Annotated in this window: 10 protein-coding genes; 9 read left to right on the top strand and 1 reads right to left on the bottom strand. The window is 37.3% G+C overall.

Annotated features, from left to right (window positions below; genetic code table 11):
* Positions 1-46: 46 nt before the first annotated feature.
* The 7 genes from KKI44_RS12770 to KKI44_RS12740 all read left to right on the top strand — a co-directional run bounded on the left by KKI44_RS12770 (position 47) and on the right by KKI44_RS12740 (position 11,967).
* On the top strand, positions 47-2,470 hold the full coding sequence (locus KKI44_RS12770; protein WP_214587625.1) for a TonB-dependent receptor plug domain-containing protein: 2,424 nt from the start codon (positions 47-49) through the stop codon (positions 2,468-2,470).
* A gap of 3 nt (positions 2,471-2,473) precedes the next feature.
* Positions 2,474-3,775: an APC family permease gene (locus tag KKI44_RS12765; protein ID WP_214587624.1), complete on the top strand. Its 1,302-nt coding sequence runs from the start codon at positions 2,474-2,476 to the stop codon at positions 3,773-3,775.
* Positions 3,776-4,423: 648 nt separating this feature from the next.
* Positions 4,424-5,509, top strand: coding sequence for a peptide chain release factor 1 (gene prfA, locus KKI44_RS12760; RefSeq protein WP_214587623.1), 1,086 nt, complete (start codon positions 4,424-4,426; stop codon positions 5,507-5,509).
* A 250-nt stretch (positions 5,510-5,759) separates the two neighbouring features.
* Complete coding sequence (locus tag KKI44_RS12755; protein WP_214587622.1) at positions 5,760-6,425, top strand: hypothetical protein; 666 nt, start codon at positions 5,760-5,762, stop codon at positions 6,423-6,425.
* Between the two features lie 72 nt (positions 6,426-6,497).
* Complete coding sequence (locus KKI44_RS12750; RefSeq protein WP_214587621.1) at positions 6,498-8,609, top strand: prolyl oligopeptidase family serine peptidase; 2,112 nt, start codon at positions 6,498-6,500, stop codon at positions 8,607-8,609.
* A 671-nt stretch (positions 8,610-9,280) separates the two neighbouring features.
* On the top strand, positions 9,281-11,398 hold the full coding sequence (gene scpA / locus KKI44_RS12745; RefSeq protein ID WP_214587620.1) for a methylmalonyl-CoA mutase: 2,118 nt from the start codon (positions 9,281-9,283) through the stop codon (positions 11,396-11,398).
* Positions 11,399-11,466: 68 nt separating this feature from the next.
* Positions 11,467-11,967 carry a hypothetical protein gene (locus KKI44_RS12740; protein WP_214587619.1) on the top strand — a complete coding sequence of 167 codons (501 nt, stop codon included), beginning with the start codon at positions 11,467-11,469 and terminating at the stop codon, positions 11,965-11,967.
* A gap of 81 nt (positions 11,968-12,048) precedes the next feature.
* On the opposite strand, the gene KKI44_RS12735 is transcribed toward KKI44_RS12740, so the two are convergent.
* Positions 12,049-12,999 (bottom strand): fasciclin domain-containing protein, encoded by a 951-nt coding sequence (locus tag KKI44_RS12735; protein ID WP_250902062.1) that lies wholly within the window; start codon positions 12,997-12,999, stop codon positions 12,049-12,051.
* A gap of 706 nt (positions 13,000-13,705) precedes the next feature.
* On the opposite strand from KKI44_RS12735, the gene KKI44_RS12730 reads away from it, so the two are divergent.
* Positions 13,706-14,443, top strand: coding sequence for a hypothetical protein (locus KKI44_RS12730; protein ID WP_214587617.1), 738 nt, complete (start codon positions 13,706-13,708; stop codon positions 14,441-14,443).
* A 35-nt stretch (positions 14,444-14,478) separates the two neighbouring features.
* Entirely contained in the window at positions 14,479-14,967 is a 489-nt protein-coding gene (locus KKI44_RS12725) for a hypothetical protein (protein WP_214587616.1), read from the top strand.
* The last annotated feature ends 7 nt before the right edge of the window (positions 14,968-14,974 follow it).

The raw sequence follows: 14,974 nt of genomic DNA, 5'->3' as shown, positions 1-14,974 counted from the left end.
TGTTTCGGCAAACCATTTAAATTAATTTTTTAAAGCACTGAATAGAATGAAAAAACTCAGCGTAAGCGTACTCCTTTTGGCAATAGGATTTTTATCCGCACAGGAAAAAGAACAGCAGATAGAAGATGTCGTAATTGTAGGAAACCGAAATGCAAAACGTACAAAACTGGAAACTCCGGTTCCCGTAGACATCATCAACATCGAAAAAATACAGCAGTCTTCACCGCAAACTACCGTTCAGGATTTACTGAATTATGTTATCCCGTCTTTCAACTCAGTCCGGCAGTCGGCTTCAGACGGTACAGAACATATCGATCCTGTTACTTTGAGAGGAATGGGACCCGATCAGGTTCTGGTTCTCGTTAACGGAAAAAGAAGACATACTACTTCTTTAGTTAATTATCAGAATACAGTCGGAAACGGTTCGGTAGGAACAGACTTAAGTACTATTCCGGTAATCGCAATCGACAGAATTGAGGTTCTGAGAGACGGCGCAGCGGCGCAATACGGCTCTGATGCCATTGCAGGAGTTATTAATATTATCCTTAAAAAGAATCTCGGCGGAACTGCCAGTCTTAATTACGGAATTTCCGGAAGAAATGATGGTGAAACGTATCAGGCAGCAGCGAACTACGGAACTTCTTTAGGGAAAAAAGACGGTTATATCAGTTTGTCCCTGCAATTAAACCAAAGAGGAAAAACAACAAGAACGCAGAATCATAATCTCGATATTTACGGAGATAATTTCGCATATGATTTTGCTCCGGATTTTAATGCTGCAAAAGCGCTGGACGATCAGAAAATTCTTGCCAATGGTTTAACCCGGGATGATTTTAATTTCCAGATCGGTGATGCAAAAATAAAGCAGGCACAGTTATTTTTTAATTCCGAATATCCTTTGAACGATCAGTTTAAAATATATTCCTTCGGGGGCTTCAGTATCAAAGAAGGGCAGGGCTACGGTTTCAGAAGATTGCCGAGCGAAACTTCAAACAATGTCTATTCTATTTATCCGAACGGTTTTCAGCCGACTTTAGGCTCAAAAATCTATGACATTTCCTATGCAATCGGAGCAAAATATAATAAAAACGACTGGTTTTTTGACCTTAGCAATACATTCGGAAACAATACGTTCAATTATGATGTAAGCAACACCGTCAATGCATCTTTAGGAGCTAAGTCACCAACAGATTTTTATGCGGGAGCACACAGTTTTCTTCAGAATACAATTAATCTTGACGTTTCAAAAAATATCAGAAACTTCAATGTTGCATTCGGTGGAGAATTCAGGTTTGAGCAATACGACATTAAAGCAGGAGATCAGGCTTCTTATATGAGATATGATATTTTCGGAAATCCTGTGACGGCGACTACCAATCCGGATAATATCTCCGGAGCAGGAGGAGCGCAGTCGTTTATTGGATTTTCACCACAAAACGCACTTTCAAAATCCAGACATTCAACTGCAGTTTATGCGGATGTTTCTTATGATCTGGATAAGAAGTTAAATGTAGACCTTGCCGGAAGGTTCGAAAACTATTCAGATTTTGGAAGTACACTGAACGGAAAATTAGCGGTAAGATATGAGTTCGCAAAAAATTATGCAATTCGTGCTGCGGTGGGAACAGGTTTCAGAGCACCATCTCTTCAGCAGCAGTATTTTAACAATTCTTATGCAGATATTTCCACCACAGGAAATTCAATTGTTACCAAAGGAATTTTTAATAACGACAGTGAAGCTGCAAAAGCACTTGGCTTCGACAAATTAAAACAGGAAACTTCGGTGAACGGAAGCGTAGGATTTACTTTAAAGCCGATCAATAAGCTGTCAATCACTTTAGACGGATATTTAATTAAAGTAAAAGACCGGATCGTGATTACAAGTAATATTACAGACGATCGACTGGCGGTGTATGGGGTGGAAAGCGGAAGATTTTTTGCCAATGCCGTGGATACGGAAACCAAAGGAGTAGATCTTGTAGTTGCCTACGACTGGAAAATAGGTAGCGGAAATTTAAATATCAATCTTGCCGGAAATTATACCGAAACAAAAATTACAGATTTTCATTTCCCGGCTAATCTTCAGACACCGCAGAATGAATTTTTTGGGCCGGATCAGATCAATATCATCGAAAGTTTATCGCCTAAAACCAAAGCTTCTTTAGGATTGAATTATGGAGTCGGAAAATTTAATTTTCTGGTGAGAAATACTTACTTTGGGAAAGTGATCCGCGACGGATATCCGTTTGGAGGAGTTCAGGAGTTTAATCCCAAAGTAGTCACCGATGTGAGTGTAGGATATGATTTCACAAAAAATATTAACTTAACCGTCGGAGCCAATAATGTGTTTGATGTCTTTCCGGATCTTCAGATTTATGAAAATTCGTATTTTGGAGTTTTCAAATATGCTCCGGTGCAGATGGGAACTCTCGGAAACTATTTCTTCGGAAGGCTTAATTTTACATTTTAATTAATGAATTCAACTTCACATCAGATCGGCTGGAAAACCGCAGTGGCAATTGTCGTTTCGAATATGATCGGAACCGGAATTTTTACAACACTCGGTTTTCAGCTTACCGACATTACGAATACCTACAGCATATTCCTCCTTTGGTTCATTGGAGGAATTCTTGCTTTGTTTGGAGCCTTTTGTTATGCCGAATTAGGTTCGCATTTCAAAGGGAACGGCGGAGATTTTATTTATTTGAAAGAAACCTATCATCCGCTTTTAGGCTATCTGGTAAGCTGGATTTCTCTCATCATCGGTTTCTCATCTCCCGTTGCACTGGCTGCTTTGGCGATGTCGAAATACCTTTCTGCTTTCGATGTTTCTTTTGGAAACAGCTTTGCCATCGGAATCATCTTTCTGGTTTCCGTTTTTTTGTCATTCAGCTTAAAAGCTTCAAGCAGATTTCATAATTTTTTTACACTGATAAAAATTGCGTTCATCATTGTTCTCATCATTATAGGAATCGGAATTTCAGACTCGGAAGCTATCGGAAACAGCCTGAAGTTTGATGATTCATGGCAGAAAGAAATCATGCTTCCTGCTTTTGCCACGTCTTTGGTTTTTGTAACGTATTCTTACACGGGTTGGAATTCTGCTTCCTACATTGCGGGAGAAATAAAAGATGTTCAGAAAAACCTACCGAAATCACTCATTGTAGGAACTGTTTTCGTAACTGTTTGTTATCTCTTGGTTAATTTTATCATGCTGAAACATACTCCGGTAAATCAATTGGCGGGAAAAGAAGATGTGATGGGGGAAGCTGCCAATAATATGCTGGGAAATACTTTCGGTAAAATAGTTAATATTTTTATTGCTTTACAGTTAGTCGCTACAATCAGCGGTTATTTGTGGGTAGGTTCCCGTTTGACGCAGGCTTTTGCAAAAGAAAACAGACTCTGGAAATCTCTATCGGTCGGAAATAAAAAGGGAATTCCTGTCCGTGCGATTTTTGCCCATGCCGTAATTGCAACGTTGATTATTTTAACGGGAAGTTTTAAGGAGATCTTTGTTTATACCGCTTTTATTCTGCAGTTATTTGCCACTCTGGCAATTTCTACGGCGTATTTCATTAAAAAAGAAGACCGGAAGATATTCAAATCCAATCTGTTTTATATTTTTCCGACGGTTTTTTTGTTATTCAGCATCTACATTCTGTATTTCACGTTGATCCATAATCCTAAAGAAAGCATTATCGGATTAGGAATTGTTGCTGTGGGAATTGTTTTGTATTTAATTGATAAGAAATTATCCGTTGATTTAGATTAATTGTAAAACAATTACAAATTGTTTTTAACGCAGAGTTCGCAAGGATAATTGAACTGGCTTTGAAAAAAAATGTTCGCAAGGGCGTTTCACTCAGCAAATGATAGCAGAATATATTTTTAAAATCATTTTGAGACGTCTTAATTTAAAGAAGGTATCATTCGCAAAGAATCATTTAAACGTTCTCATCACTTGCTGAGTGAAACGCCGTTGCGACCGAAAAGTAATTACAATCATTTAAAAGAAAATCTTTGCGAACATTGCGCTAAAAAATTGAACCATTAAGATTATTTAAGAAGTTAAGTTTGTGAAGATTATTTGAACTTTTGATTTGTAAATCTTAGCGTTAAATCATTACAATTAAGTATTGTTTTTAACGCAGAGTTCGCAAGAATAATTAGACTAGCTTTGAAAAGAATCCGTTCGCAAGGGCGTTTCACTCAGCAAATGATAGCAGAATTATATTTGCAATCATTTAAAAAGAAAGCTTCTGCAGACATTGCGCTTGAAAAAGCGGTTAATTCAAAAACTGTTGCGAACATTTCGTTAAAAAAGATTCTTCAATACGCATACGCTTCATTCAGAACAACAAACTATTAGTTTTAAAATTGAATTAATAATCCGTATCTTTGCACCCACAAAATTTTCATAATGTCTAAATCATTAATTCCAAAATTAGAAGCTATAAAACAGAGATATAATGAGGTGGCAGACCTTATTATACAGCCTGATGTTATTTCAGACCAAAAAAGATATTCTTCTTTGAACAAAGAATATAGCGATTTGGGGAAAATTGTAAAAGTTTACGATCAATATAAAGGAGCGTTGGATACCATTGAAGAGTCCGACGAAATTATTGCTGACGGATCTGATAAAGATTTCGTGGAACTGGCAAAAATCGAAAAAAACGAAGCGCTGGAAAAAATTCCGGGACTGGAGGAAGAATTAAAAGTTTTATTAATTCCTAAAGATCCTGCAGATGATAAAAACGTTATCGTGGAACTTCGTGCCGGAACAGGAGGTGATGAAGCAGCCATCTTCGTGGAAGACATTTACAGAATGTATTCCATGTATTTCAAGACGAAAGGATGGAGACACGAAATCACAGATTCTAACGAAGCGGCGAAAGGATACAAAGAACTTATCATGAAAGTGGAAGGGGAAGGCGTGTACGGAATCATGAAATTCGAATCCGGAGTTCACCGTGTACAGCGTGTTCCTGAGACAGAATCTCAGGGAAGAGTTCACACTTCTGCCATTACCATTGCGGTTCTTCCGGAAGCTGAAGAAGTGGATGTGGAAATTAATCCGGCAGATATCGAAATGCAGACTTCACGTTCAGGTGGAGCAGGAGGACAGAACGTTAACAAGGTGGAAACTAAAGTTCAGCTTACGCATAAACCTTCAGGATTGGTGGTGGTTTGTCAGCAGGCACGTTCCCAGTTAGCCAACCGTGAACTGGCGATGGAAATGCTTCGTGCAAAATTGTACGACATCAAATTGCAGGAAGTTCAGGGAGATATTGCGGCGCAGAGAAAGACCATGGTTTCTACGGGAGACCGTTCTGCGAAGATTAAAACGTATAATTATCCTCAGGGGAGAGTTACCGATCACAGAATCAACAAATCGATGTATAACTTAGATGCATACATGAACGGAGATATTTCTGAGATGATCGATGCCGTCATCATGGCAGAAAACGCCGAAAAAATGAAAGGCGAAGAAGAAAGTTTATAAAATCTTTACCATAAAATCTTTTTTAAGTCTCCGGAGTATTTCGGAGACTTTTATTTTGAGCTTAACTGAATGTTTAAAATATTGACGGCTTAAATTTCTTTTAATCAGTATTTTACATCTTGTCTGTAATGCTTGTTTAAAAATAATTCTGTGAAAATCTGTTTACATGGTATAAATAATGTATTTTTATATTAACTCTTGATGGTTCAGGAGTTTTTTTATACACTAAAACTGAAAATGTACCGTACTTATGAAAATGCTTAACATTGCCTGTCTGGCAATATTTCTCTTCTCTTTTGGGAGCTTAAAATCCCAAAATATTCTAAAGCCTGAGAATGTTTTTAATCTTTATTTTAATTCTTTTGTAAAATATGATGATGAGTCTGTAAAAGAACTGAACAGCTATCTTATTAATTTTCTTGGGAAAGAAAGTACCCACAAAATGAAACTTAAGGACACCTACAACGAAAAGATTGATGAGTATACGAAACTTTTTCTTGCGGGTCTTCCTGTAAACGTAGCATCTGAATGTTCGGTTGAGGTTAAAAATTATTTCAGTGCTTTGATGCAGAATTTTGCCAATGCAAAATACAGGGTAAAAGAAATTAAAATCATAAATGATGAACGATTGAAAGGAAACGGATTTTCTGAGGTGACCTATGAAGTGAGTTTTAATGTGCCTTCTCATAACCTGATGCTCAATATGGGAGATATTAAAAATATTGGCGCAGGAGAAATGAAGAAATACCTTATTGATGTTACCAACGAAATAAAAAAAGCGGACAAATTGGTTTCTACAGAACAGAAATTCAATTTATATCAGGTGAAAGTTGGAGAAAATATTTATTACTGGAACGGCGGACCGCAGGAACTGAACTGGAAAATGAATGAATTTTATCTGAGAAATCTCAATTAATCATATAAAGCTGTCTTTAGACGGCTTTTTTTATTCGAAACAGATTCCTTATTTTTGGGAAAATAGCTTAATATGAAATTCACACCCATTTTACTAACAGCCGGAGTTCTTTTCTCGGCGACATTTTATGCACAAAAAATGAATTACCCAAAAGCAGTTAAAGGAACACAAACCGATACCTATTTCGGAACTGCCGTTGCAGATCCGTACCGAGATTTGGAGAACGATTCTGAAGCCACGAAAAAGTGGGTAGATGATGAGGTAAAACACAGTCAGGATTATCTTTCGAAAATTCCTTTCAGAGACGAAATCAGGAATCAGTTAAGAGACATCTGGAATTATGAAAAGATTTCGGCTCCTTTCAAAGAAGGAGAGTATACCTATTATTATAAAAATGACGGATTACAGGCGCAGTCGGTTTTATACAGAACCAACAATAAAACCAAAGCTACCGAAGTTTTTCTGGATCCCAATAAATTTTCTGAAAAAGGAACCACATCGCTTTCACAGCTTTCTTTCAACAAAAAAGGAAATCTGGCTGCGTATTCTATTTCGGAAGGAGGAAGCGACTGGAACAAAATCATCATTATTGATGCAATTACAAAAAAGCAGATTGATGAAACTTTGGCTGATGTAAAATTCAGCGGAATTTCATGGCAGGGTGATGAAGGTTTCTATTATTCAAGCTATGATAAGCCAAAAGAAGGAACGGTACTTTCCGGAATGACGGATAAACACAAAGTATATTTTCATAAACTGGGAACCAAACAATCTGAAGATCAGTTAATTTTTGGCGGAGACAAAACACCGAGAAGATATTTAGGGGCGGGAGTTTCCGAAGATCAAAGATATCTGATTATTTCCGCAGCCAACGCAACCAACGGAAATGAACTTTACATTAAAGATCTTAAAAAAGGCGGCGATTTTATTCAGATTAATAAAGGTTTTGATATCAATGTAAGCATTGTTGATACGCAGGGTGATGATCTGTATATTTTTACGGATAAAGATGCTCCGAATATGCGTCTGGTAAAAACAACCATTAAGAATCCGGCTCCTGAAACATGGAAAGATGTTATCCCCCAGACCGAAAATGTTTTAGGAATTACAACAGGAGGAGGATATTTCTTCGCAACCTACATGATTGATGCGATTGATCAGGTAAAACAATATGACAGAACCGGAAAACTGATCCGTGAAATTTCTCTTCCCGGAAAAGGAAACGTATCCGGATTTGGAGGGAAGGAAATTGAGAAAGAGCTGTATTTCTCTTTTACGAATTACATCACTCCCGGAACAACATATAAATTTAATGCAGATTCAGGGAAATCGGAAGTGTATCAGAAGCCAAAAGTGAAATTCAATCCTGAAGATTATGTTTCTGAACAGGTTTTCTACACTTCAAAAGACGGAACCAAAATTCCGATGATGATTAACTATAAGAAAGGAACAAAGCTGAATGGTAAAAATCCTACGATTCTTTATTCTTACGGCGGATTCAACATCAGCTTACAGCCTGCCTTTTCTGTAGTAAATGCGATCTGGATGGAAAATGGCGGAATCTATGCCGTTCCGAACATTCGCGGTGGCGGAGAATACGGTAAAAAATGGCATGATGCAGGAACGAAGATGCAGAAAAAAAATGTTTTTGAAGATTTCATCGCTGCAGGAGAATATTTACAGAGCAAAGGCTATACTTCCAAACAGTTTATGGCACTTTCAGGAAGATCAAACGGCGGTTTGCTGGTAGGAGCTACTATGACGATGCGTCCGGATTTAGCCAGAGTTGCCTTTCCGGGAGTGGGCGTTCTGGATATGTTGAGGTATAATAAATTCACTGCAGGAGCAGGCTGGTCTTATGATTACGGAACTGCGGAAGACAACAAAGAAATGTTTGACTATTTAAAATCTTATTCTCCGGTTCATAATGTAAAAGCAGGAACGTGTTATCCATCAACCATGATTATTACCAGTGATCATGATGACAGGGTAGTTCCGGCACATTCTTTTAAGTTTGGTGCAGAATTACAGGAAAAACAGGCTTGTAACAACCCGATTTTACTAAGAATTGAGAAAAATGCAGGACATGGAGCCGGAAGATCTACAGAACAGGTGATCGGAGAAAATGCAGATCTGATTTCTTTTGCGCTGTATGAAATGGGGATTAAAAAACTACAGAAATAAAAATTCTCTGCTTAATATTCTAAATAAGGCATGAGAACAGCTACTGAATTAATGTATTATTCATTACTACGTTGATTCAGTAGTATTGTACAGATCTTCATTCAAGACAAAAGAAATAAACCTGCTGGTGCAAGAATATTAAATACGGGTGCAAGAATCTAACTTATTGATGCAAGAATATAAAATACTGGTGTAAGAATCTAACTTACTGGTGCAAGAATATTAAATACGGGTGCAAGAATCTAACTTATTGATGCAAGAATATAAAATACTGGTGTAAGAATCTAACTTACTGGTGCAAGAATATTAAATACGGGTGCAAGAATCTAACTTATTGATGCAAGAATCTAACTTACTGGTGCAAGAATATTAAATACGGGTGCGAGAATATAACTTACCGGTGCGAGAATATAACTTACTGACGCAAGAATATAACGTACAGATATGAAAACCGCCATTACAGGAGGGAAATGTTTTTCCTCTTCATTAAATTTCAGAAGAAGGTTATAGCAGTTGTTTGTAGTTTTGACTTATTTCTTTAATTGATATTGGAAAATGACGATTAATGAGTACATAAAAAGCGATTTTGCAGTTTTGCAGTTTCGCTTTTTTTATTTAAAAAATATTCCCTCAAAAATGTGTAATTTTAGCCATCTATTAAATCTGAAATTATGAGAAGGGCAGTTCAGAATAAAACTCCTCAATTCACTATTACCGAAAAGAAAACAGAGGTCTATCCTTTTGAGAAAGACGGCTTACAGTTAAAATCTTCTTATACGGCAGAAGACGTTAAAAATCAGGAATTAACGCAGACTTCTCCGGGAATTGCACCTTATTTAAGAGGTCCGTATTCTACAATGTATGTTCAGAAGCCATGGACAATCCGTCAGTATGCAGGTTTTTCCACAGCAGAAGAATCCAATGCTTTTTACAGAAGAAATCTGGCGGCGGGACAAAAAGGGCTTTCGGTAGCCTTCGATCTGGCGACACACAGAGGATATGATTCCGATCACGCGAGAGTTGTGGGCGATGTTGGAAAAGCGGGAGTAGCAATTGATTCTGTGGAGGATATGAAAATTTTATTCAATGAAATTCCTTTGGATCAGATTTCGGTTTCCATGACGATGAACGGAGCGGTTCTGCCAATTCTTTCATTCTATATTGTGGCGGCAGAAGAGCAGGGCGTTTCTCAGGATTTGCTTTCAGGAACCATTCAGAATGATATTCTGAAGGAATTCATGGTGAGAAATACCTACATTTATCCGCCTGCACCTTCGATGAAGATCATCGCCGATATTTTTGAATATACTTCTCAGAATATTCCGAAATTCAATTCCATCTCAATTTCCGGTTATCATATGCAGGAAGCAGGAGCCACTCCGGTTCTGGAAATGGCTTACACGCTTGCCGATGGATTGGAATATGTAAGAACAGGAATAAAAGCGGGAATGAATGTCGATGATTTTGCACCGAGACTCTCCTTTTTCTGGGCAATCGGGATGAATCATTTTATGGAAATTGCCAAAATGAGGGCAGCAAGATATATCTGGGCTGAATTATTAAAGCAGTTTAATCCTCAGAATCCGAAATCTTTAGCTTTAAGAACACACTCACAGACTTCAGGCTGGTCTTTAACGGAACAGGAACCATTTAATAATATTACGAGAACAGCAATTGAAGCATTGTCTTCTGCACTGGGCGGAACACAGTCTCTTCACACGAATGCTTTAGATGAAGCGATTGCGCTTCCTACAGATTATTCAGCAAAAATTGCAAGAAATACACAGATTATTCTTCAGCAGGAAAGCGGAATCTGCGATGTCGTAGATCCGATGGGCGGAAGTAATTTGGTTGAATCTCTGACTCAGCAAATGATTGAAGAAGCCATGAAATACATTGATGAGGTGGAACAAGAGGGTGGAATGACAAAAGCCATTGAAGCCGGAATTCCGAAGATGAGGATTGAAGAAGCGGCAGCGAGAAAACAGGCGAAAATTGACAGTGGTGAAGAATTTATCATCGGGGTTAATTCTTTCAAATCAGAACTGAAGCAGGATGCCATTGAAATCCTGGATATCGACAACACGGAAGTCCGCAGAAAGCAAATCGAAAGATTAAATAAAATAAAGGCAGAAAGAAATTCTGACGCGGTGAATGAGATTTTAAATGAGATCCGTGAAAGTGCCAAATCAGGAAAAGGAAATCTTTTAGCCTTATGTATTGAAGCCGCAAGAAGAAGAGTAACGCTGGGAGAAATGAGCGATGCGATGGAAGAAAGTTTCGGGAGATACAAAGCCAATATCAGAACAATTTCAGGAGTTTACGCCATGAACGCAGGGAAAAACGAATATTTTGAAAAAGCCTTACACCTTACTCAGAAATTTGAGGAGGAAGAAGGGCGCCGTCCACGATTAATGGTCGCCAAAATGGGACAGGACGGTCACGACAGGGGAGCAAAAGTAGTCGCAACCGCATTTGCAGATATGGGATTCGATGTGGATGTGGCACCATTATTCCAGACTCCGGAAGAAGTGGCAAAACAGGCGGTAGAAAATGATATTCATATTCTGGGAGTTTCTTCTTTGGCAGCAGGTCATAAAACTTTGGTTCCGCAGGTTGTTGAGGAGCTTAAAAAACTCGGAGCAGACGATATTACCATTGTGGTGGGAGGGGTAATCCCTCAGCAGGATTATGAATTCCTGTATGCGAACGGAGCAGATTTTATTTTCGGTCCGGGAACCAATCTTCCAAAGTGCGCAGTAGATATTCTGGATAAATTTTTAAATTAAATTAACCTTTTCACCAGATAAATTGCACAGCTTTTGTACTGTACCCCATAATCAAAAAACAAAATATTATGGCTTATACAGTAGTTTCGGTATTTCCTGTAACAGTAGATACAGAAGAGATTAAAAAAGATTTAAAAAACAACGGTTTTGACGATGCAAATATCATTATTTCCAGATCAAACCTTGAAAGCGGACTGTCAACCGACAATTATCAGGAAGATGAGCAGACCAAAGGATTTTTCGAATATACTTTTGCCCACGACGACGAAATGCTTAATGCTTACAGAAAGCACAGCATCGGAAAAAACAATGTGATTGTATATGCGGATAATCTGGAAGAGGCGGTTTCTGCAAATTCAATCCTGAATAAAAACGGAGCTTTGCAGGTATACAGAAAACCAGCGGAAGAAAAAACAGATATTCCTGAAGGAATGACGGAAGAGGAATATAACGGAATTATTGCAAAGGCAAGACATAATATTTACTTCTTAGGATCAGAAAGAGTTTACCATTCTAACATCATTAAAGGAATGGATGATCCGATGGATGATCTGGGATCGAAAGATTAAATATAAAAATTAAAAAATAAGATAGGCTGCTTCAGAAATGAGGCAGCCTATTTTGCTAAATATTATATGAAAAAAAAACAATTAGGGTAGCAAAACTTTATCAATTGCATGGATAATTCCGTTGCTGCATTGTACGTCGGTTACAATAATATTAGAAACTCTGTTGTTGTTATCTGTAATCTTAGCACCGCCTGTTGTGGTAATCTTAAAACTTCCACCCTGGAAAGTTGGAACCATCATATTGTTTGTAAGATTATTAGATCCTACATTGGCTCCGGTAACGACGTGATATTTCAAGGTATTTTCCAAAGTCGTTTTTGGAATGGCTGCTAAATTAGCCGCTCCGATTTCTGTTAGCAAAGAAGAAAATGCTGTGTTGGTAGGTGCGAAAACCGTAAACGGAGAATTGGCAGTTCCGCTTAAAATTCCAACAAAATTAGGCATATCACTTCTTGTAAGAGCAGAAACCAAAGACGTAAACTGAGGATTTGCCGTTGCATGAGTAACAATAGTTGGCAAACCGATTACCGCATCTACTTTGTGGATCACTCCGTTGTTGGCATCAATGTCTGTAGCAACAACATTCGATACGCCATTAATTTTTACACCGCCATTCGTATTGATAAACATACTGATCGGTCTTGTGGAAGAAGCAGATCCCATAGCAAGAGTAGAAACATAGCCGGTAGAAATTGCTGCTGCTTTTACTTCAGAATTCAAAACGTGGTTCATCAGCAAAGTTTTTAATGCCGCCGTAGGAACGTCATTAAGACTTGCATATCCGTTTGCCTGTAAAAAAGTTGCAAAAGCTGCATTTGTTGGGGCGAATAATGTAAAAGTTCCGCTTTGGTTAAGAGTTGCAGAAAGACCTGCTTTGTCGATGGCAGCTTTTAAACTGCTTAAGTTACTGTCTGAAGAAACCAGTTCATAAGTTGTTTTCTCAGTCATCATGTTGTCATCATTGTCATCGCAGGAGATAATACTAAGCATAGCAACTCCTGAAAAGAGTAGAGGTTTAATGAAATTTCTCATAATATTATTTGTTAAGATGTAAAAACACATAGACAAATATTATACCTTTTTATTTGTTTTAGTAAAATAAATTTAATGTTTTTTGTCAGTTTATCTTTTAATTCATAAAAAGAGATGGATGAAAAAAGGAGTTTCGATTAAAAAAGAATTATAGATTTAATAAAAAAACTAAAAAATAATTTTGATATTCAGAAAATTGTATATATTTGCAACGTAAAATAAAGTTTAACCATTTAAAAACAACGAAGTAATGTTCATATCCAATCAGCTTTCAACAGTAGGATTGCCTTTTGCAAAGGCGAGGCTTCGTGGTTTGGTACACTCTTAGAATAACAGTACAATGAAATATCACCCGAAGTCGTAGAGATTTCGGGTTTTTTATTGCGCAATATTTCAAACTCAAAAACAGTTTTCCCGAAAAATCTTTTTAGTATTTAGGATTTCTTTCGAATTAGCAGATGATTTTTATCTGAAGCTATTTCCAGCTTTCCGCTGTATCTTTTTTGTGGCGACCGGAGCGAAGCGCAGGTCGCCACAAAAAAGGATGCCGCTGCAATCTGGGCTAGAAAGAGATGCCATTGAAGAAACCTCATAGGTTTTTAAAACCTATGAGGTTTAGATAAAGTCAGCCAATATTTTGCCTGGCAAGATGTAATATGAAGTTTAGAAAATAACATTTCTGAGCCTCACTTCTAATGCTGAATTAATGGAAAAAGATAACCTTCTGTATTCCCGGATAAAAACTCTTAGGAGCAGAAAAAGAATTATAAAAAAAGATGTAGAAAAACAGATCAGGAAAAAATATAAACGTCATAGAGAAGTCTGGAAATTAAGAAGGAATATTCCGCTCATTCCGCTGGAAAAACCTTATCAGAAAGGATTTGTAAGATTTTTTGTTGTGAGAGATGATGTAAAACGTTCTAAAGATGGCGATTTCTTCGAAAATCTTTTAAAGAAAATCAATACGGAAATGTACTCTGACACCCGAAAATTTCTAAAAAAGAAAAGAAAATACGGACGAAGAATTTACGTGGAAAAAGAACAGAAAACTGTAAACGTTCTTCCCTGGGAATGGGATAATCCAAAGTTTGGTTTAACGGAACGCGAAAGGCAGTATTTTGTAAAAAGAGAATATTACGCTTATAACAAAAAACTGATTAAAGAATATTATGAATTCATCGAGCCGTGGAGATTTGTATTGAGAGTAAGACCGAATATCATTACGCACTATAAACCTTTAGATGAGGATTTAGAAAGAGAATATAATGCGTTAGACTCCTATTTAAATCAGCACAAAGTAATAGGGATTATTCAAAAAAACATTTATGGAAAACCGGATAAATGGAGGGATAAATACAAAAGGAAAACTAACGTGAGAAAATATTTTAATTATAGGATCTCCGCAGAAGAGCTTGTAGAAATATTTACAGACGGAGAATTTTAGTTTTTCGGAGAAATCATCAAAAAAAACATTAAACGATGACCTGGAAAGTTGCAGAAAGAAAAATAGGAAAAGCAGGAAATACAAAACAACAGCTGAAACGGCAGCAGGAGTGGAACCGTAAATATGGCGAAAACTGGCAGATCGGATATTTTATAAATAATGAATTTGTAGCGCAGGAAGATGCTTTGGAAATCATCTATTATAAAAGCTATGAAGAACATTTTGAAAATCATCCACAAGATTTATCAGAGCTTATTCATACAGCCAAAGCCTTACGGAATCCACATGCGGAAATGACGGGAGGAACAGATTTACAGGTTCCTGCTATTTATAAATATTTAAAAACTAAAAAACTTACACTCTTGGGTAATGAGATGGTAGACATAGGAACGTATGGAAGCAGATCTCATAAACTCAGTGTAAGACTTAGTCCTCTTACCATTAAAGTAACAGGAAATCCCAATATGACATTAGAAAAATTCTGGCAGGATAAGAAATGCCTTGTCGTTTGGGAAGACAATTAAAACAAAA

It is taken from the genome of Chryseobacterium sp. ZHDP1, assembly GCF_018603435.1.
Taxonomy (GTDB): domain Bacteria; phylum Bacteroidota; class Bacteroidia; order Flavobacteriales; family Weeksellaceae; genus Chryseobacterium; species Chryseobacterium indicum.
Note: the sequence above shows the minus strand (reverse complement) of the source record. Positions and strands in the feature narration are given on the sequence as shown.

Bases quoted from the DNA above. Each gene is read 5' to 3' on its own strand.
- KKI44_RS12765 (WP_214587624.1), top strand. From the start codon at position 2,474: ATGAATTCAACTTCACATCAGATCGGCTGGAAAACCGCAGTGGCAATT.
- KKI44_RS12725 (WP_214587616.1), top strand. From the start codon at position 14,479: ATGACCTGGAAAGTTGCAGAAAGAAAAATAGGAAAAGCAGGAAATACA.
- KKI44_RS12740 (WP_214587619.1), top strand. From the start codon at position 11,467: ATGGCTTATACAGTAGTTTCGGTATTTCCTGTAACAGTAGATACAGAA.
- scpA (WP_214587620.1), top strand. From the start codon at position 9,281: ATGAGAAGGGCAGTTCAGAATAAAACTCCTCAATTCACTATTACCGAA.
- KKI44_RS12735 (WP_250902062.1), bottom strand. From the start codon at position 12,999: ATGAGAAATTTCATTAAACCTCTACTCTTTTCAGGAGTTGCTATGCTT.
- KKI44_RS12750 (WP_214587621.1), top strand. From the start codon at position 6,498: ATGAAATTCACACCCATTTTACTAACAGCCGGAGTTCTTTTCTCGGCG.
- KKI44_RS12770 (WP_214587625.1), top strand. From the start codon at position 47: ATGAAAAAACTCAGCGTAAGCGTACTCCTTTTGGCAATAGGATTTTTA.
- KKI44_RS12755 (WP_214587622.1), top strand. From the start codon at position 5,760: ATGAAAATGCTTAACATTGCCTGTCTGGCAATATTTCTCTTCTCTTTT.
- KKI44_RS12730 (WP_214587617.1), top strand. From the start codon at position 13,706: ATGGAAAAAGATAACCTTCTGTATTCCCGGATAAAAACTCTTAGGAGC.
- prfA (WP_214587623.1), top strand. From the start codon at position 4,424: ATGTCTAAATCATTAATTCCAAAATTAGAAGCTATAAAACAGAGATAT.